The organism is Thermoleptolyngbya sichuanensis A183, assembly GCF_013177315.1.
Taxonomy (GTDB): domain Bacteria; phylum Cyanobacteriota; class Cyanobacteriia; order Elainellales; family Elainellaceae; genus Thermoleptolyngbya; species Thermoleptolyngbya sichuanensis.
Genome location: NZ_CP053661.1, coordinates 703,879 through 722,728, shown reverse-complemented (window position 1 = coordinate 722,728; position 18,850 = coordinate 703,879). Strand labels below are relative to the sequence as shown.

The following is an 18,850-nucleotide window of genomic DNA, read 5'->3' as shown; positions in this document are numbered from 1 at the left end:
GGTCAGCAAGTTGAAGATAGGAACCCCTCATCGAAAAGCCCCATCTGCCTCTTTGACAATCCAAACCACGTGCAACCTAAATTCATCCAATGCTAAGCCCCACCTAAATCTCAAACGACGGCTGCGGAATCTGCATTGCCCGCGCCAGTTCAGCCGCCACCAGCGGACGAGAAAACTCCGGCGGTGGCAGTTGTCCGTTTCGCAGCATTTCCCGCACCTTTGTTCCCGATAGGTGAATCCGCTCTTCGGGCGTGCTGGGGCTGGTTTTGGTGGTCGCCATCTGGTTGGTGCGGGTGCAGTAGAAGGCGTGTTCAAACTTCAGCGGCGTGATGCCCAGCGCCAGCGGGTCAAATTCGTCGAAAATATACTGTGCGTCGTAGGTTCCGTAATAGTCGCCCACGCCCGCATGATCGCGCCCCACGATGAAGTGCGTGCAGCCGTAGTTTTTCCGCACCAGCGCGTGGAAAATCGCCTCTCTAGGGCCGGCATAGCGCATCGCAGCCGGGTTGATCGCCAGAATCACTCGATCCTTCGGGAAGTAGTTTTCCAGCATGATCTCGTAGCAGTTCATCCGCACGTCTGCCGGAATGTCGTCCTCTTTGGTTGCGCCCACCAGCGGATGCAAAAACAGCCCGTCCACCACTTCCATCGCGCATTTGATAATGTATTCGTGGGCCCGGTGGATGGGGTTGCGGGTCTGGAAGCCGACGATCGTTTTCCAGCCCTTATCTCGAAACAGCGCCCGCGACTCAGCCGGGTCGATTTGATAGGTGGGAAACCGTGGATGGGCATCGCGCTGAAGCAGCCACACCGGGCCGGCCAAGTTCACCGGACCCTGGCGATAAACCACCTTTACACCGGGATGCTTTTCTTCATTGGTGCGATAGACATGTAGCGCCTCGTGAACCTTGTCGTAGGTGTACTTTTGCGTCAGTTGCAGCACGCCAACGAACCGCCCCAGAGAGTCATCCAGCCGCACCAACATCCCCTCTTTCAGCGGCGTGGCTTCTTCTTCCGTCACCGACAGCGTGATTGGGATCGACCACGGCAGCCCATTGGCCAGGTGCATTTCATCGACCACGCGCTGATAGTCTGCCTGCTCCATGAAGCCCGTTAGGGGGCTAAAGCCGCCGATCGCGATTAGCTCCAAATCTGACACGGCCCGCTCATCGAGCCGGAGCCGGGGCAAAAAGTCGGCTTTATCCAAAAACTCTTGCCGCTGCTCTGGAGTGCAGATTCGGTTAATCAACGTCCCGCCGTGGGCAGGGGCCGGATCGGGGAAGTGAGTCATGACTGCTTTAGGTTTTTTTTAGATTTGCTACTAGCCTTCATCCTACCAGCAGGGGCGATCGCATTTGAATTGCCCGCTGGCTCCTCCCAGTCCCCCTTAGCCCCCAGATCCTCTCCAAAGCCATGCCGCATAATCGAGTGATGGAGTGCGGCGGCTATGCTGGCAGGATTATGGAAACGGTCGCTTTTTTTGAGCAATATCCAGACATGCGAGTTTATTTAGGAAGATCGAATTAGGGCGATCGCCCATCCTATTGCTGCCATGTCTACGAAACTGTTCTAGCTATTCAGAATCCATACGTGAGGTGAAATCTGAATGAACCGCCTTCAAAAGATTGCCATTGGTTGCGGAACGCTTGCTTTGGGGACGATAGTGCTGCTGGGATGGGCCGCGGGCGCGGCTCCCTGGCGATCGCCCCGCAACCTGACGGAACGCATGATTGGGGTTCCCCTACCCTACGGCGTTACGCCAGAGGTGAACTTTAGCGGGCTGCTCGGCCCCATTCCGACAGACATTGAATATATTGCCCACGTCAATTTTGTGATGCCTGCGGACAACCTGGAAGCCTTTGTAAACACGCTGGGCTGTCCTGTTCCAAGTGCAGAGAATCAGTACGAATGCATCTTGGACGTTCCACAAGGTCTAGGCGGAACACCACCCAAGAGCGGCACAGCGGAGTCTCGGTTGTTCCAGTTCCAGTTTCAGGAGAATGGAACGGTTCGAGTGCAGATGCGCCTGCTGGCAACGTGAGGCTGAGTCTGTAGAATTCATCAGAATTCATCGCAAGAATTCATAGCGAAAATTCATCGTGAGAATTCATCATGAGAATTCACCGCGGACATTGCGCCTTCGGGTTTACCATTTTCCTTTAGGACTTACGCAGTTGGAGGATTTTTCGCGGGCTGCGCCCGCGAAAAATCCTCCAACACCTAGAAAGCTGATTGCAAGTGCATAAGTCCTGCCCTTGTTGGAAGTGGATGATTCATTTGCGGTGTTGCCATTGACCCATGCCTATCGCGGGCGACTCGCGCCGACACCCACCGGGCACCTGCACTTGGGTCATGCCAAAACGTTTTGGACGGCGCAGCAGCGGGCTGTGCAGCATGGCGGCGTGCTGGTTTTGCGAATCGAAGACCTCGACCGCAATCGCTGCAAACCCGAATATGCTGACGATTTGCTGGAAGATTTGGTCTGGTTTGGCTTTTGCTGGCAAGAAGGGCCCGACGTAGGCGGCCCATTTCAGCCCTACAGGCAGCGCGATCGCCAGTCGTTCTACCACCAAACCTGGCAGCAGTTGAACCATCTCGGCGCAATTTATCCCAGTCCCCACTCTCGTAAAGACGTGGCCAATGCGCTCCGTGCGCCCCATGAGGGCGATCGCGAAGTGATCTTTCCCGTCAAATTGCGTCCTGCAACGTGGGAAGTGGCAACGGAACCCGGCGAGGTGAACTGGCGATTTCGTGTGCCCGATGGCGAGGCGATCGCCTTTATAGACGAACATCTAGGCCCACAGCGCTTCATTGCAGGGCAGGACTTTGGTGACTTCATGGTGTGGCGGCGAGACGGGCTGCCCAGCTATGACCTGGCCGTCGTGACCGACGACCACGCAATGGCGATTTCCGAAGTGGTGCGCGGCGAAGACCTGCTGCTTTCCGCCGCCAAGCAGATTTTGCTCTATCGCACACTGGGCTGGGAAATTCCGGCATTCTATCACTGTCCCTTAGTGCGCGATGCAGCAGGCAAGCGACTGGCAAAACGCGACGGGGCCCGCAGCCTGCGATCGCTCCGGCAACAGGGCATTACCCCAGAACACATTCGAGAATCGTGGGAACTGTTCCTGTAGCTTTGAACTCAAAGCCAGGCCTCTCAGCAATGGGGAAAGTTCCGGCTCTGAGCAGCGCAACGATAATCCTTCACTGACAAGGCGTACTTCCTGTACGGTAAACATGAGAAGCGGGCTATGATCGGCGATCGAGCGGAACTCTAGCTCATCTGGGTGCATCGATAGACCTGCCCGTATTCCTTCTTGAGTCCAACCGTCTTGTTCAAGGAGCTATGCCCCATGCCCCGGTTTTCGCTGAAGCGGGCGATCGCCCTTTGGCTCGTTCTGTCGGTGGCGCTGGTGGCGCTGCTGATCCGCGAATCGCCCACGCTGGCTTACACGCCCTTTGCCAGCATCGAGATTCAGCCCCGCGCCGGCCGGCCGATCCACCTGCCCAACCGCATTTTTGACTGCACCCAGGGTGCGGCCCAGTGGCAGTGCAGCGCTGCTCTGGCCGAACAGCCGCTCGACCTGACCTGGAGCTATAGCCCAGCATTTCCTGCTGAACTGGGGGACTGTGGCGCAACCTATGCAGGTCGGACGGTTTCATGCCGCGAAGCAGGGATGGACTTTGTGCGTGGGCTGCAATACCGCTACACCTTGCAGGGCGACCTAGAGCTGAGCGCGGCACAGTTGAACGGGCTGCGGTGGCACTATTGGGGCATTAACCTGCTGATGTCTCTGCGAGACCTGGGGCTGATTGGGCTGGGGCTGGGACTGTCGCTGGCGGGCGGGGTGCTGGTGGCGCTAGGGGCGTGGCGTAGTCCGGGGCGCTGGGCCAAGGGCATTGCCAGCTTTGCCTGTGGCATGGGGATGGCAATGCTGGTGGCTAACTATTTTGGGCGAGTTTTGCTGGAAACAGTGTATGGGGTTGGCATTTCCGACGACCAGTGGCAATGGCTGACGCATGGGCTGGCGATCGCCGCTGGCATCGGCACCTGGATCAGCACAGCGGCATTGCTCTATTTCCCCTTTGGCCCGGTGATGCGTCTGATTGTGAGCCTGCTGGCGGGGGTGTCGCTGTTTAGCCTGCTGGCGCAGTCGCCGGGTGCTTACCTCCTAAGCTTTATGGGCATCCCGGTGGGCAGTGGCTCGTTTGGGAGCCATCTGCCAATTTTTCTTGCCAGCGGGGCAGCGTGGCTGGCGGCGTTCTGGCTCTATCGCAGGCGACCTATCAATACGCGCCGTTTTCTGAGCTTTGCAGGCGGCATGGGGGTCTTTGCGATTGGGTCGCTGCTGGCGCTGATGGGTCTGCTGTGGCTGGGTTACGTGGATTAAGTCCGAGTCCATCCCCAATCCAAAATCCAAAATCCCCAATCTAAAATCCAAAATCCCCTCCCCTCTACCCCGTGGGCAGAGCCGCCAGCGCCGCATCGGCCGTGCGAAATCGCTGGGTTACGTCTGACTCGGTCATTTGCTTCAGCCAAGTGGCAAAGTCGGGGCTGCACTGGAGGCACTGAGCCAGATCGATGCGAAGTCCCCGGTGGGGCAGATTCATGGGTTCGATTCCGGTCATGCCGACGACCAACGTCATGCCCAGGCTGTAGAGATCGGAGGCGGTCATGGCGCGGCGACCGATTTGCTCTGGCGCAACGTAGCCTTCAGTGCCAACGATGCTAAAGGTGGTGCCATCCGCAGAGGCAAGAGACTTGACGGAGCCAAAATCGACTAGGTTGACCTGAGTGGCGATCGCCCCTTCATCGTCCGACAGCAGCACGTTGCTGGGCTTGATGTCTCGATGCACAATGGGCGGCTGCTGCGCGTGCAGATATTGCAAAATTTCCAGTGCCTTCCGCGCAACCTGTTTGGCTTCGGCTTCGCTGAGGGTGCGCTCGGCCTTGAGGTATTTATCGAGCGAGGTTCCCGGCAAATAGCTCTGAATCAGCGCCAGGGCCTTTCCGCCGCGAGGCAGGTCGATTTCAAAATAGCCCAGGTAGCGCGGCGTAGCAGGATGGGCCAGCACTTGCAGCGCATCGGCCTCGCGGGTAAACAGCTTGAGGTCATCGGGACCAAGGTTTTCGTCAATAAACACGACCTTGAGGATGACGGGTTCATGGGTCATCAGATCGCGGGCCAGCAGCGTCCAGCGGCCAGACTTTTTGCCGAGTTGCTGTTCCACTTCGTAACGATCGCCAAGTATCTGACCTGACATAATACAAAAGTTGAGGTGATGAATGTTCGTTCGGGGCGCTGCCTATGGCTGAACCTGCCGCCCAACATACCATCCAGTATGCTGCCCGGTATGCCGCCCAATTGTAGCGCCACTGAAAAGTTTTCTCTGCAAAGCCTTAGAGCGAAACCTTAACTTCAAGCCTATCTCTAGAGCCGCCTCTCGACACCTGTCATCACGATTTACCACCATGTCTTTTTCCGTTCCATCGCCCGCTCCCCAGTCCGACTCGATCCGCCACCAACAGCATCCCCTGATTCGCGCCCTGGCAGATCGGATCGAGGCTGTATGGCAAACTCATCTGGACTTGTCGCCTTATCGCCTGCCCGAAGATCTGGGCTACGTAGAAGGACGACTAGAGGGCGAGCGTCTGGTGATCGAAAATCACTGCTACCAAACGCCGCAGTTTCGCAAGCTGCATCTAGAACTGGCGAAGCTGGGCACGGGGCTAGATATCCTACACTGTGTTATGTTTCCCCGTTCGGACTATGATCTGCCCATGTTTGGCGCAGATTTGGTAGGTGGGCGCGGCCAGGTGAGCATGGCGATCGCCGATCTGTCTCCCGTGCGGGGCGATCGCAGCCTGCCCAGCAGCTACGTGGGCGAGTTGGAATCTCTGCCGCCGCTCCAGTTTTCGCAGACGCGCAGTTTCCCCACCTGGGGCACGATTTTTTCCAGCTATTGCCTGTTTATCCGCCCAGAGTCGGAGGATGAACAGCAGCAGTTTCTCGATCGCGTCGAAGCCTACCTGAAGATTCACTGTAAACGGGCGATCGCCACTCCGGCCACCCCCGAAAAGCAGTCTGAAATCCTGGCCGGACAGCAGCACTACTGCGCCCAGCAGCAGCAAAACGACAAAACCCGCCGCGTGCTAGAAAAAGCCTTTGGCGAAGACTGGGCAGAACGCTACATGACCACGGTGCTATTCGACTTGCCCACAAGGTAGCAGCGCAGCTCAACAGCACACTATGCAAACTATGCACAAACTGCACAAACTATGCAGCGTCGTCAAAACCCGTTATCCCCGCCGACGAGCGGCAGCCTTCTGTTCCAGCCGAAAGAGCCACACCATCAGCGCCACCAGTCCCAATTGCAGCGCCAGATTAGGCAGTGTGTCGCTGTCTCCCCGCCCGGCTGCAAACTGCGTGGCAAAAATGAACGCGCCAATTAGCCCGGACGCGCCAAACGCCAGATAGACAAACTGTCGCAGCCCACGATAGGGTGCTTTTGATTCTGCTACTAGCCGAGCATAGGCTTCTGGATCACGCTCTTTCAGCTTCTCGCCCCGCTCCCGCAACCGATCTGTCATGGCTATTCACCACCCTAGCAATTGTTCAGGTAAAACTCAGCGGGCGTGATGGGCCCCGCCTATCTACCATAGCCCTCGTTTGCCGCTGGGGTGAACTGTCGCCCAGTTGGTTCGCGCCAGCGCCAGTTGTTCGTCGCTAATCTTGGCTCCGGTCAGGTCCGCGCCGCAAAGGTTCGCCCCCCGCAGGTTGGCGTTGCTCAGATAGGCATAGCTCAGGTCTGCCCCCCGCAGATCTGCTCCCTGCAAATCCGCATGGCTAAGATAGGCCCGCGCCAAGTTTGCGTTTTTCAGAATCGCCTGATTCAGACTGGCTCGACCAAAATCCGTGTTAAACAGGTTTGCGCCCTGGAGGTTCGCCTTATGCAGTTTGGACTGGTGAAAGTTTGCCCCCGTCAGCGCGACCTTAGACAGGTTCAACTGGCTCAGGTCGCGGGAGGTAAAGTCGCGCTTACCCTTGGCGTAGTCGTTCAGCAACTCATCCGCTCGCAGTTTGGGCATCAGCGCTAGATGTCCGCCAGAGCTGCCGCTGCTGCCGCCCGATGCGCCCCGACCTCGCTCGATCGTGGTGACGGAGACAGGCTTTTGGATGGCGGTGCGGCGATGACCACCCGTGTAGGGCGAACCGCCAGAATCTCCGCCGGACTTGGATTGCCGTGCGCGAATCGCGGCCGCCATACGGGCAGAAGGCGAAGAGGGGAAGAGGTCGCCGCTGAGGTCACCAGAGGGTATGTAATGATGGGGCGAAACCTCAGGCTGACGGGCAGAAGGCCGTACAGGCTTGACCATGCTCTGGGCTAGGCTGTCGAGGTATGGCTCTAGATCCAGCGCCCGCAGCACTTCTCCTGCGTTCTGATAGCGATGGCGAACGGAAACCTCCAGCATCTTTTGCAATACGCCCGCAAAGTGTTCGCTGATGTGAACCTGTTCGCGCCATAGAATTTCGCCGGTGGTCGGGTCATAGTCCATATCCTTCGGCGCTTTGCCCGTCAGCAGGTAAATGCAGGTCACGCCCAGCGCGTAGATATCGCTGGCATAGACCGGACGCATCGCCATTTGCTCTGGCGGGGCATAGCCGGGAGTGCCGATGGCGTAGGCCGTCAGGGCAGTCTGCTCCGTTGCGCCGGCCCGCACAGGGTTGACCTGATCTTTTACCGCGCCGAAGTCGATCAGCACCAGCTTTTTATCTTGAGTGCGACGAATCAGGTTGGCAGGCTTGATGTCGCGATGAATCACCTGCTGGGAATGCACGTACTGCAACATCGGCAGCACTTCGCTGAGAAACTGCTTGACCCCCGCTTCGCTGAAGGGGCCATTTTGCTTCACTTCTTGCTGGAGGGTGGAGCCGCTGATATATTCCTGGATTAGGTAAAACTCCTGGTTCGCCTCGAAATAGTCGAGCAGTCGAGGCACTTGGGGGTGGTTACCGATTTTACCTAGTGTTTTGGCTTCTCGGCGGAACAGCTCCCGTGCCATTTGTAACACATGGGGCGAGGAGGCAACAGGACGAAGCTGCTTGATCACGCAATGGGGACTACCGGGAAGTGATTCATCCTTGGCCAGAAACGTGGCTCCAAACCCGCCATGCCCCAGGGACTGCACTACCCGATAGCGATCGCGCAACAGCAGCTTGGAGCCACAGGCCTGACACAGCTCAGTATGAGTCAGATTCTCTGGTTTTGGACAGGCAGGATTTAAGCAGTAGCTCATTCGGCATCACTCGTTAGGTTGACCGCCGGGCGTATATCTCATAGTGAGAACATGCACCTCTTTTACAATTATCGGCCCAAGAGCATGAAGGTAGAGTGCAGTTCTCTCGGGGAAACCCTTGAAGACTTGCTAAAGATCACGCTGATTCGCTTGAAGCCCCAGTAAATATCCATAGATGCACGGAGTCAGCAGGTAGCAATTCGCCCAAGCGTCTAGTCTAAAGCACTGACGAAGCATCCAAGCGAGATGTTGCCAAGACTGCTAGATGGGCGAGATGCAGCGGGTAAAAGCATTTAGCTTCTATAGATTGTTTAACAGATTGTTGATGGATGTGCTAGGGGGTAGAAGCGCGTTCCGAGGCAACCGGGCGGTAGAATTGGGAGGGCCGAGGCACGAGATTTGGCGGTTTATCAGTCGCTCCACTGGGATTAATGTCTGGATGGAGCCGTGCCGGGGCTGGACTGGATTAGATTTCGATCACGTTAATCTTTGCTGGGCAAAAAGGCACGGTAGGCGATGCGAATTTCTCTGAACTGGTTGCGAGAGCTAGTCGATATCAACGTATCTCCAGAAGCGCTGGCGGATATGCTGACGATGGCGGGGTTTGAAGTCGAAGAGATTGAGGATCGCCGCACTTGGGCGGATGGCGTGGTGGTGGGTCGCGTGCTGGAGCGTCAGCCCCATCCCAATGCCGACAAGCTGAGCGTGTGTACGGTGGACATTGGAGCCGACGCACCTTCCACGATTGTCTGCGGCGCGGCCAATGTGCGGGCAGATATCTACGTGCCCGTGGCGACGCTGGGGACGCACCTGCCGATAATTGACCTGACGATTCGCCCCCGGAAGCTCCGGGATGTGCCCTCGGAAGGGATGATTTGTTCGCTGGCAGAGGTGGGGCTGGCGAAGGAGTCAGAAGGGATTCATATCTTTCCGCAGGACTCGCTTCAGGTGGGCATGGATGCCCGTCCGCTGCTGGGTTTGGACGATGTGATTTTAGACCTGACTTCTACGGCAAACCGGGCCGATGCGCTGAGCATGGTGGGCATTGCGCGGGAGGTGGCGGCGCTGACGGGTGCAACACTCAAGCTGTCGGAGGTGCCCGAATTGCCTGTAAAGTCCGGTGGAAAAGATTTGGCGCTGCGGATTTCGGAGCCGGGGGCCTGCCCGATTTACATGGGGACGGTGATCAAAGGCGTGGCGATCGCCCCTTCTCCCGAATGGCTGCAACGGCGGCTCCAGGCAGCGGGAACTCGTCCGATTAACAACGTGGTGGACGTGACCAACTACGTGCTGCTGGAGTGGGGGCAGCCGCTGCACGCCTTTGATGGCGATCGCCTGCGTGCGATTGCGGGTTCTTCGGATCTGACGCTGGGCGTGCGCTTTGCCCGCAACGGCGAAACCCTGACCACGCTGGATAGCCAGGCGCGAAAGCTGACGGATCAAACCCTGCTGATCACCGCCAACGACCAGCCCGTGGCGCTGGCAGGCGTGATGGGGGGTGAAAACAGCGAAGTTTATGCCGATACGACGAATCTGGTGCTAGAAGCGGCAGTGTTTGACTCGGTGGCGATTCGTCGATCAGCGCGATCGCAGGGACTCCGCACCGAAGCCTCGGCCCGCTACGAGCGCGGCGTAAATTCTGCGGAACTCGAACTGGCCTGTCGGCGGGCCCTGGCGCTGCTGGGGGAACTGGCGGGCGGCACGGTGGACATACAAACGGTGGCGGATGCTCGGCCGGGCGGCGCAATGGCAACGCGCACGATTGAACTGCGGCTGGAGCGGCTAAACCAAGTGCTTGGCCCCATCGAACTAGACAAAGAGGCGCGTCCGGGCGAAGGCGAAATTGGCGACTTGCCGCCCACCGAGGTAGAGCGGATTTTGACGGCGCTGGGCTGCGAACTCACCCCGATTTCGGCGGCGGGCGACGTGTGGCGAGTGAGCGTGCCGCCCTATCGTCACCGAGATCTGGAACGCGAAATCGATCTGATCGAGGAAGTGGCGCGGGTTTACGGCTACAACAACTTCTGCGATACGCTGCCTGCCAAGACCGAACTGGGCTTCCTGTCGCCCGACTACGCGCTAACGCGGCAAATTCACCATGCCTTCAAAGCGGTGGGGCTGACGGAGGTGATTCACTATTCGCTGGTGAAGCCGGACGGCGACAACCAGATTGCCCTCAGCAATCCGCTGTTTGTGGAATATTCTGCGCTGCGGACTGAAATGCTGACGGCGCTGATCGATGCCTTCCAGTACAATCTGGAGCAGGGCAACGGGGCGCTCAATGCCTACGAAATCGGGCGTGTGTTTTGGCGCGAAGAGGACGGGCTATATGAGGGCGATCGCCTCGCGGGAATCATGGGCGGTGATGCGTCGGTCGGGCGCTGGGTTCGCAGCGGCCGCGAACAGCCGATGACCTGGTTTGAGGCCAAGGGCGTGTTAGAGAGCGCGTTTCGACAGCTTGGCATAGCGGTTGAATTTCAGCCCGATCGGCGGAACCCGCTGCTGCATCCCGGACGGACGGCCTCGCTGTGGGTGCAGGGCGAGCGGCTGGGTACGTTTGGACAGATCCACCCCCAAGAACGCCAGCGCCGGGGACTGCCGGATGAGGTCTATGCCTTCGAGCTAGACCTGGACTTGCTGCTGGAAGATATGTCTGACGAAGCCAGGATTACGCCGATCTTCAAGCCCTACTCCGCCTATCCAGCCTCCGACCGAGATCTGGCGTTCTTTGCGCCCATACAGTTTTCAGTTGCGGAAATTGAGCGGGCAATTCGCAAGACGGCAGGCAAACTGCTCGACTCGGTAGAACTGTTTGATGAATATCGCGGCGAGTCAGTGCCCGAAGGCAAGCGCAGTCTGGCATTTCGACTGGTCTACCGGGCGAGCGATCGCACGCTAACGGACGAAGACATCGAGCCGGTTCATCAGAAAGTCCGCGAAGCGCTCCAAGAGAAGTTCCAGGTGAGCTTGCGGAGCTAAAGATAAAAAAAGAAGAACGAAAAAGGAAGAACGAAAACCGAAAACCCTTTCCTCTTCGTTCTTCTCTCTTCGTTCTTCGTTCTTCTCTCTTCCTCACTCCACTGCTTCCAGCTTTTGCAACGACAGCGCCGCCGCGTCCGACACATGGGGGTGGCTGTCGCGCAGCAGGTATCGCAGCGCAGCAATGCTCTTGGGGGTGGGCAGGTTGCCCAGGGCTTCGGCGAGGCGCTGACGAACCAGCCAGTCGGGCGAGTCCACAAATCGCAGGATCGCCTCGACCGCTTCTAGGTCTTGCAGTTCGCCGAGAGCGGCGATCGCCGCCTGATGCAGCACAACCTCATCGCTCTCCAGCGCTTGCAGCAAGGCATGGCGGGCACGGGGGTCTTGCAGATTGCCCAGCGATACGGCGGCGCTAAAGCGCACCAGCCAGTCGGTATCTTCGTAAAATGCCCGCAGCAATGGCTCGACGGCACGAGAGTCGCCCAAGTAGCCCAGCGCCCCAGCCGCATCGGCGCGGATGCCGTAGTCGGGGTCGTTTTCCAAAATCTGCGCCAGGATGGGGTAGCACTCGTCGGTCTGCTTGATCCCCAGGGCAAACACGGCCATTGAGCGCACTTGTAGGCTTTCGTCATCTAGCACCTTGAGAATCAGCGGCACAGCGGATTCGGGAGGCACGTCGCGCAGCATGGCCAGGGCGACCATGCGATCGCTCGACTTGGGACTGTCGAGTTGGGTCTTGATCTGCTCCAGGCTGAGTTGACTCATGGCAGTTTTGTTACGAATTATTAACTTTATGATAGCGGAGTTTTTCGGTGGCGGGGCTGCCAATCCGCTCCAGTGCGTCGTGTTGATTTTGGATTTTAGATTGGCGATTTTGGATTGACGATTTTGGATTGGCGATTTTGCGAATTGCGGGTGTGGGTTCAAGCGTCCGGTAGCTTTTCAGTAGGTTTCTGGCGATTTCTCGCTATTGCGCGATTTGCGAGACTGGGGATCGGCGTAGGGCTTCTGGCTCAGGCATAGCCGAACCGGAGGAGTCCCGCCACAATCAGGGCGATCGCCCCCAGGGACAGCCACACAAACGAGTTGTCTTTGGTGTTAACCTGGCTCAGATCAATCGGCTCTGGATCGGGCTTGGGGCGTGGCTTCGGGCGCGACGGCTTGGGGCGATTGGGCACGGCGTAGGCCTTCTGATCTTCAGCGCTGGCGGTTTCCAACCCGCCCAAGTCGGGAATCTGGGTCAGCCATTCGGGGCGAGTCCGCAGGCGCGGCGCGGTCAGGATGGCTTGCAGGCGGCGACTTTGCTTGCGGGTCTTCACATCGGGATGGCGCACCAGTTGCTCACAGAGGGCGATCGCCGCATCGGCCCGTCCTGCAGCCTCGTAGGCCGTCACCAGCCAGATCTGCACCTCGCCGCCCAGCTTGCCGCCCCGCTCCACCAGCGCCGCCGACTTCTCCAGGCATTCCACCGATTCGCGATAGCGCCCGCTTTCAAAATTTTGCTTGCCAGCCTGGAAGAGCGCCCTGGCCCGCTCCAGCGCTTCTGGATTTGCCACCATACCTGTGCTGCACCTATCCCATGCCTATTCCAACCTATCCCATAAAGTCTGAGGCAACTAGCATAGAGCCAATGCCCGCGTCAGTAAAGATCTCCAGCAGCAGGGCGTGGGGCAAGCGACCGTCGATGATGTGGGCTGCCTTGACCCCTTGGGCGAGCGATCGCACGCAGCAGTTGACCTTGGGAATCATGCCGCCGGAGACAATACCCGACTCGATGAGCCGCCGCGCTTCCTGGATATCCAGCCGGGGAATCAGCGTCGAAAGGTCGTGGTAGTTTTTCAAAATGCCCGGTGTGTCGGTCATCAGGATTAGCTTTTCGGCCCCCAGCGCAGCCGCCAGTTCCCCCGCCACTGTATCGGCGTTGATGTTGTAGGCCTGCCCTCTATCGTCTGCGGCCACGCTAGACACGATGGGGATATAGCCCTCGCGCACCAGCGCCTCGATCAGCTTGGTATCGGTGCTTTGCACTTCGCCCACAAAGCCGATGCCCTCTTCGCCCTGGGGTCGCGCTTTGATCAGGTTTGCATCTTTGCCGCACAGCCCAACCGCCGAGCCGCCCGCCTGGTTCACCAAGGCTACCAGTTCTTTGTTCACCCGGCCCACCAGCACCATCTCTACCACGTCCATCGTGGCCGCATCGGTGACGCGCAGCCCGTTTTTGAACTGCGCCTCAATGCCCAGCTTGTCCAGCCAGGTGTTGATTTCGGGGCCGCCACCATGCACCACCACGGGCCGCAACCCCACACAGGAGAGAAACACAATATCGCGGATGACGGTTTCCTTGAGGTTGCTATCTTTCATGGCTGCGCCGCCATACTTCACCACCACGACGCGCCCCGCAAACTGCTGAATGTAGGGCAGGGCCTCACTGAGGACTCGCACGCGAGTGGCTTCGGCTTTTTCAATATATTCGCTGGTCAGCATGTCTGAGGTTGAGGGTTAGGAGGTCAGGAGGCAAGAATTTAGAACTTTGGGCCAGGCTGATCAAAGAACCCAACCTGCACACCCCTCAAGTTCTGATGGGAAAATTTGATAGGGCTTACGCAGTTGGATGATTTCTCGCGGGCTGCGTCCGCGAGAAATCGTCCAAAACCCAGAAAGTTTAATCGCAAGTGTGTAAGTCCTATTTGATTTGAAAGCAGTTTATAGCAGATTGGGGCTGGGAAGTGTTGCGCCTTTTGCTGTTCGCTGCGGCGGACTACGGGTTCGGGAACTGAACCGTGTTGGCATTGAGCGATTGCTGTCGCCACTGCTCAATCCAAAGCTGGGCTGGCGCGTAGGCGGGGGTGCGGGGGGGAATGCCTTTGGCAATGGCGATCGCCCCTTCTAGGCTCTCGGCGGCGGTTTGCTGGGCAATTTGCAAGACCTGATCGCTCCATTCGGCAATCAGGCGATCGGCTTCGGGGCGCTGGGTGCTGCTGGTGGGAATTCGATCTGCGGTTTGAATCGCAGAAATCAGCATGGAGGGCGTACCGGCGCTGGCAGCGCTCTGGGCAAGCTGGAGCGTCGAGCGATCGACGGACGCGAAATCTCGCGGGTTGCCCTCATCAGGGCTGCTGGCAGGTGAGGGCGCGGGCACTGTGCGGAGGGTAGACGGCAGACCGTTGTCTAGCACGACCGGATCAGACGGGCGCGACGCAAACACAGGAACCGGTTCGACAGGGGGTGGCGCTTGCAGGGCGACGAGCTGCTGCTGCCAGGTTTGGATGCGATCGCGGGCTTCGGCAGACAGGGCGCGACCAGAACCGATTTGGCGAGCGATGCTGATGGCCGCTTGCAGCGAGTCGGCATCGCCTGCGCGGGCAATTTCCTCGGCTTGGGTCAGCGTGGGGCGGTCTTCTCGTAGCTCGATGTCGGCGGTCCAGCGGCTGGCTAGGCGGCGGGCTTCGCGGCTGCGAGGATTCCCTTGAGGAATGTTGTTGACTTCGGCGATCGCCGCCCGCAAGTCACTCACTGTGCCCAAATCCGCATATTGCTGGGCGCGGGACAGATGCACTAGATCCTGTAGCTCGACACGCCAATAGCTAATCAACTGCTGGGCTTTGCCATAGAGCGGGCGATCGCGCCGAATGCGGAGCGCCTGGGCGATCGCAGCTTCGATATCCGAGGCGCTGCCGTCCCATGCCTGGGCCCGCGCCTGGGCCAGCGCCGTGAAGTCCTGAATTTCTGCCTGCACGCGCGCCCCTTCGGGAATCTTGCGAACCAGATCCATCGCGCCGGGGAGGTCGCGCCGATTCAGGTATTCATCCGCCAGGTTCAGCACGTCTTTGCCCAGGCTGTTGAGCAACCGCTGGGCCGCGGGATAGGCAGGGCTGGTTTTCTTGATTTCCTGCACCAAGGCGATCGCCTCTAGCAGGTTACTCGCACCGCCACGCCGCGCCATACGGCGAATCTGAGCCAACTTTTTGCCGTCTTCCCGCGAGGCCGTGACCAAATCCACCATTTCCTGATATTTGGTGGTTTTCCAATATTCGTTGTCCACGTCGAGCAGCTTCACCGCCAGATCAAAGGCCTTGGTGGGGTCGTCGTCAAACAGGGCTTCTTCTGCCTGCTTGTAGAGGGCTTCGGCGGTTGCCCAAGTCTCTTTCCAAGACTGGATGCGCTGCTCGACTTGGGCAAAGGCGGGTGTGTTGTCGGGAATGCGCTCGGCGATGGCGATCGCCCCCTGAAGGTCGCCCTTGTGGAAGGCTTTCTCAGCCAGTTTCAAGATATCGTCTGACCACTGCGCGATGTGGCGATCGGCTTCGGGACGCATGGCGTGGTTGGGCGGCAGCGTGTTCACCAGGGCGATCGCCTCTAGCAGGTCGTCCACCGTTTGCTTATTAGACGCAAGCTGGGCGCAGTAAATCCGCAGGGATGCCGAAGCCGTCGGCCAGAAAATCGACGGACAGTTGGGCAAAGCAGGCAGCTTGAACAGCAGCGCCGCCGCCAGCACGCCCGCTCCAACGCAGCCCGTCGTCGCCACCAACACCCAAAGCTGCCAGCTTGTGAAAAATCGCACCAAGGGACTGCGGGGCTGCGCCGATGGTTCGTCCCTGCGGCGGTCGGCAGGCACAGCAGGGAGCGTCTGAACCTTGGGCGATCGCGGAGTCGAGGACAGAACCCGCAGCGGGGGCTGAGCAGACGACTGTATCCCTTCAACGAAGGGGCGATCGCGCCGAGCAGGCGCAGACCGACTGCGCGACTCATACCGACCTGGCTCTCGCGGCGGGGCATCTGTGGGCCGGGCGCCCCGAGCCGTGCCCCGACGAGTCCTAGCGTTTTGGGACGCAGGCGAACGGCTGGGCAGGCGACGCACCTTGTCTGCCTCCCCGTCTCCTGATGCCTGTCGGTTTCTCGTCATGCCCTACCTTCTGTCTGAACCCTGCTCTAAACCCTACGTCTCGACCTTTAGCCTACCCTTTGTCCCACGCTTTAACAGGCTGGTGCAATAGCTGGTGCAACTAAGTGCAGCGCCTTAGCAGTCGCCATTCTAGTGCATCCAGGCTAACCCGCTTTCAGAGAATAGCGAAACTCAACGGGTTTGACTGTCAGCTTGCTCACTTGGCTCCGCCCGCCCACAAAGTTAGCACTAACTGGCAGATGCGGATTGTAATCTAAATAGATATGGCAGGCGGAGTTGCATACACAGGCGATATAGCCACAGAGACGCGCCCAGCCCAACCGCTGTGCCCACAAGGATATGAATAACAGGCTGGTGAATGTGCAACCCCGTTTGCAGAACAATCCTGGCAGCAGCCGTGAAAATCGTATGAGCCACGAAAATTTCTAGGGAGCGCAGTCCCCAGGTTTGCAGCACGGAAACGCGCTGGACGGTATCTAGATAGGCAGACAGCGATAGGCTGGCAAAGATACCCAGCACCGCCAGCGGAAATAGCCACAATTCGAGACGGGTTAGATTGACGATGGCAGCCAGGGCAATGAGACTGAACCCGAAGAAGGCGCTGGGCAGCAGGATAGAATGCTGCACCCGCTGGATTTGCCCGACCCAATCGACCCTGCGGGCGATCGCCCCCAGTCCAAAGTAAACCGCGTTGAGCCGAATCATGTACAGCACTGGCCAGGGGCCAAGGCTGAGGTCGATAAACTCGGAAGCAAATAGCAGCGCAAACCCCGCGAAGCAGACTGCAACAGGAACCTTTAGCTTTCGCAGCAGCAGGTACACGAGCGAAACCGCAAACAAGACGTAGAGAAACCAGAATTGCAGAATAGGAAGATACGTGATGCGCCAGAGGCTGCTCAAGGGCTGGTCGCTGATCCCTGCGAGGTGGCGCAGCGTTTCCTGAATCACCGACCACAGGAAATAGGGATAGGCGATCGCCCGCAGCTTGCTAGAAATCGCTGTGCCGAGCGGTTTTGAGACAGAACGCTCGGCGAGGTAGCCAGACAGAAAAAAGAACAGGGGCATGTGAAAGGCATAGATCCACTGGTCGAGGGCTTGAGTCAGGGCGTTTTCCCGCAAAACAGTACCAGTTAGCCCCCGGAGGACGTGCCCTAAGACGACCAGAAAAATGCCAATGCCCTTTGCATAGTCAATCAAAGCGATACGCTGGGACTGAGCGCCGGTGCGGAATGCGTCAACCGTCGCCCGATCGAGTGCAGAAATGCCTGGCGGATTCATGATGTCGATTGGTCAAGATTGATGAACGAGAGGCCCATCAGGGCTTGGATTCAAAGACAGCACAGATCCAGCAGTGTCAGGACTTACGCACTTGCGATTCAACTTTCTGGGTTTTGGACGATTTCTCGCAGGCTGCGCCCGCGAGAAATCGTCCAACTGCGTAAGTCCTCAGTGTACAGATTTGGGGGTTTAGCAGAGTGTATGGAAAGGGCGATCGCCCTCTAGCCCTCTCAGTAGTTTTTCTAGGACTTGCCTACGTATATTTACAGTTCATCCAGATCTTAAAGGAGGATCGCAAAGTTCTGAAATAACCTGCACAACAATTTTTCAGGCAACTGATTAGCCACAGATCAGCGGCAGCCTGATGGCAACAGGGCTGTAGTGGAAAAATTAAAAGCATCAAAAAAAATAAAACCGGGCCGTCAAGATTCAACAGCCCGGTTCGAGAGGTAGGTTTCGCAGTCAGGCAGCGGCGGCTAGCCAACCGATTCGGTTTGCAACTCTTGAATCAACTGCTCTAGCTCGTTGCTGCTAGCCCGATAAACCTCATTGCAAAAATGGCAGGTGGCTTCTGCGCCGTCGTCTTTGACGATCATGTCGCGCAGTTCCTCTTCGCCCAGAAGCTTGAGTGCACCCAGCATCCGGTCAAACGTGCAGCCGCAGTGAAACCGTAGCATCTGGCTTTCGGGCAAGATTTGCAAATCCATATCGCCCATCAAGTCCGTAAAAATCTGCGGCAGGGTTTTGCCCTCATTCAGCAGTCTGGTAAAGCCAGACAGCGCCGCCAGCCGAGATTCCAGCTTTTCGACCAAGGCTTCGTCGCGGGCGGCTTTGGGCAACACCTGCACCAGCATCCCGCCTGCCGCCGTCACGCCATTGGGATCGACAAACACGCCGACCAGCAGCGCTGAGGGCGTTTGCTCTGAAGTCACCAGATAGTTGGCCACGTCTTCGCCAATCTCGCCCGACACCAGTTCCACCGTGCTGGAATAGGGATAGCCAAAGCCGATATCGCGCACCACGTAGAGAAATCCTTCGGAACCAACCGCCGCGCCTACGTCGAGCTTTCCCCGACTGTTGGTGGGAAGTTCTACATCAGGATTTTGCACATAGCCGCGCACGGTGCCGTCTAGCCCCGCATCTGCAAAGACCACCCCCAGGGGGCCGCTGCCGCGCACGCGAATATTAACCCGCGATTCGGGTCGCTTCATGCTGGAGGCCAGCAGCAGCCCGGAAACCATCGTCCGCCCCAGGGCAGCCGTGGCAACGTAGGAAAGCTTGTGGCGCTGGCGGGCTTCTTCTGTGAGGCGGGTGGTGACTGCGCCCACAACCCGAATACCGCCTCCGGCTGCGGTTGCCCGCACGAGCTGATCTGCCATGTTGAAATACTT

At 58.4% G+C, this 18,850-nt stretch carries 15 protein-coding genes; 5 read left to right on the top strand and 10 right to left on the bottom strand.

The genetic code is table 11. The annotated features are described in order from the left end of the window. Positions 1–103: 103 nt before the first annotated feature. A complete protein-coding gene (gene sat / locus HPC62_RS03145) occupies positions 104–1,291 on the bottom strand; it encodes a sulfate adenylyltransferase (RefSeq protein ID WP_068510418.1) in 1,188 nt (395 codons plus the stop codon). A 315-nt stretch (positions 1,292–1,606) separates the two neighbouring features. On the opposite strand from sat, the gene HPC62_RS03140 reads away from it, so the two are divergent. From HPC62_RS03140 to HPC62_RS03130, 3 genes are all read left to right on the top strand, one after another. After that, the gene (locus HPC62_RS03140) at positions 1,607–2,041 is read left to right on the top strand and encodes a hypothetical protein (RefSeq protein ID WP_172353709.1); all 435 of its coding nucleotides are present in this window, start codon (positions 1,607–1,609) and stop codon (positions 2,039–2,041) included. Between the two features lie 223 nt (positions 2,042–2,264). Then, on the top strand, positions 2,265–3,134 hold the full coding sequence (locus HPC62_RS03135; protein ID WP_205370378.1) for a glutamate--tRNA ligase family protein: 870 nt from the start codon (positions 2,265–2,267) through the stop codon (positions 3,132–3,134). Positions 3,135–3,353: 219 nt separating this feature from the next. After that, positions 3,354–4,391 (top strand): hypothetical protein, encoded by a 1,038-nt coding sequence (locus tag HPC62_RS03130; protein WP_172353708.1) that lies wholly within the window; start codon positions 3,354–3,356, stop codon positions 4,389–4,391. Between the two features lie 64 nt (positions 4,392–4,455). Here HPC62_RS03130 and HPC62_RS03125 read toward each other — a convergent pair whose 3' ends face one another. Then, a complete protein-coding gene (locus HPC62_RS03125) occupies positions 4,456–5,265 on the bottom strand; it encodes a serine/threonine protein kinase (RefSeq protein ID WP_172353707.1) in 810 nt (269 codons plus the stop codon). A 208-nt stretch (positions 5,266–5,473) separates the two neighbouring features. Between HPC62_RS03125 and HPC62_RS03120 the strand changes: the two genes are divergently transcribed. After that, positions 5,474–6,229, top strand: a complete 756-nt coding sequence (locus HPC62_RS03120; protein WP_172353706.1) for a phycocyanobilin:ferredoxin oxidoreductase — start codon at positions 5,474–5,476, stop codon at positions 6,227–6,229. A gap of 72 nt (positions 6,230–6,301) precedes the next feature. On the opposite strand, the gene HPC62_RS03115 is transcribed toward HPC62_RS03120, so the two are convergent. Together HPC62_RS03115 and HPC62_RS03110 are read right to left on the bottom strand one after the other, a co-directional pair. Then, positions 6,302–6,592 carry a DUF3493 domain-containing protein gene (locus tag HPC62_RS03115; protein WP_172353705.1) on the bottom strand — a complete coding sequence of 97 codons (291 nt, stop codon included), beginning with the start codon at positions 6,590–6,592 and terminating at the stop codon, positions 6,302–6,304. Positions 6,593–6,655: 63 nt separating this feature from the next. Beyond that, the gene (locus HPC62_RS03110) at positions 6,656–8,299 is read right to left on the bottom strand and encodes a serine/threonine-protein kinase (protein WP_172353704.1); all 1,644 of its coding nucleotides are present in this window, start codon (positions 8,297–8,299) and stop codon (positions 6,656–6,658) included. A gap of 516 nt (positions 8,300–8,815) precedes the next feature. On the opposite strand from HPC62_RS03110, the gene pheT reads away from it, so the two are divergent. Next, positions 8,816–11,278, top strand: coding sequence for a phenylalanine--tRNA ligase subunit beta (gene pheT / locus HPC62_RS03105; RefSeq protein ID WP_172353703.1), 2,463 nt, complete (start codon positions 8,816–8,818; stop codon positions 11,276–11,278). A gap of 93 nt (positions 11,279–11,371) precedes the next feature. On the opposite strand, the gene HPC62_RS03100 is transcribed toward pheT, so the two are convergent. The 6 genes from HPC62_RS03100 to hslO form a co-directional block, all read right to left on the bottom strand. Then, positions 11,372–12,043, bottom strand: coding sequence for a HEAT repeat domain-containing protein (locus HPC62_RS03100; RefSeq protein WP_172353702.1), 672 nt, complete (start codon positions 12,041–12,043; stop codon positions 11,372–11,374). A 248-nt stretch (positions 12,044–12,291) separates the two neighbouring features. Next, entirely contained in the window at positions 12,292–12,837 is a 546-nt protein-coding gene (locus HPC62_RS03095; protein ID WP_172353701.1) for a hypothetical protein, read from the bottom strand. 34 nt (positions 12,838–12,871) lie between these two features. Continuing rightward, positions 12,872–13,762, bottom strand: coding sequence for an acetylglutamate kinase (gene argB, locus HPC62_RS03090; RefSeq protein WP_172353700.1), 891 nt, complete (start codon positions 13,760–13,762; stop codon positions 12,872–12,874). Positions 13,763–14,036: 274 nt separating this feature from the next. After that, on the bottom strand, positions 14,037–16,181 hold the full coding sequence (locus HPC62_RS03085) for a tetratricopeptide repeat protein (RefSeq protein WP_172353699.1): 2,145 nt from the start codon (positions 16,179–16,181) through the stop codon (positions 14,037–14,039). 228 nt (positions 16,182–16,409) lie between these two features. Then, positions 16,410–17,459, bottom strand: coding sequence for an acyltransferase family protein (locus HPC62_RS03080; protein WP_172353698.1), 1,050 nt, complete (start codon positions 17,457–17,459; stop codon positions 16,410–16,412). A 476-nt stretch (positions 17,460–17,935) separates the two neighbouring features. Continuing rightward, complete coding sequence (hslO, locus tag HPC62_RS03075) at positions 17,936–18,838, bottom strand: Hsp33 family molecular chaperone HslO (RefSeq protein ID WP_172353697.1); 903 nt, start codon at positions 18,836–18,838, stop codon at positions 17,936–17,938. Positions 18,839–18,850: the final 12 nt, after the last annotated feature.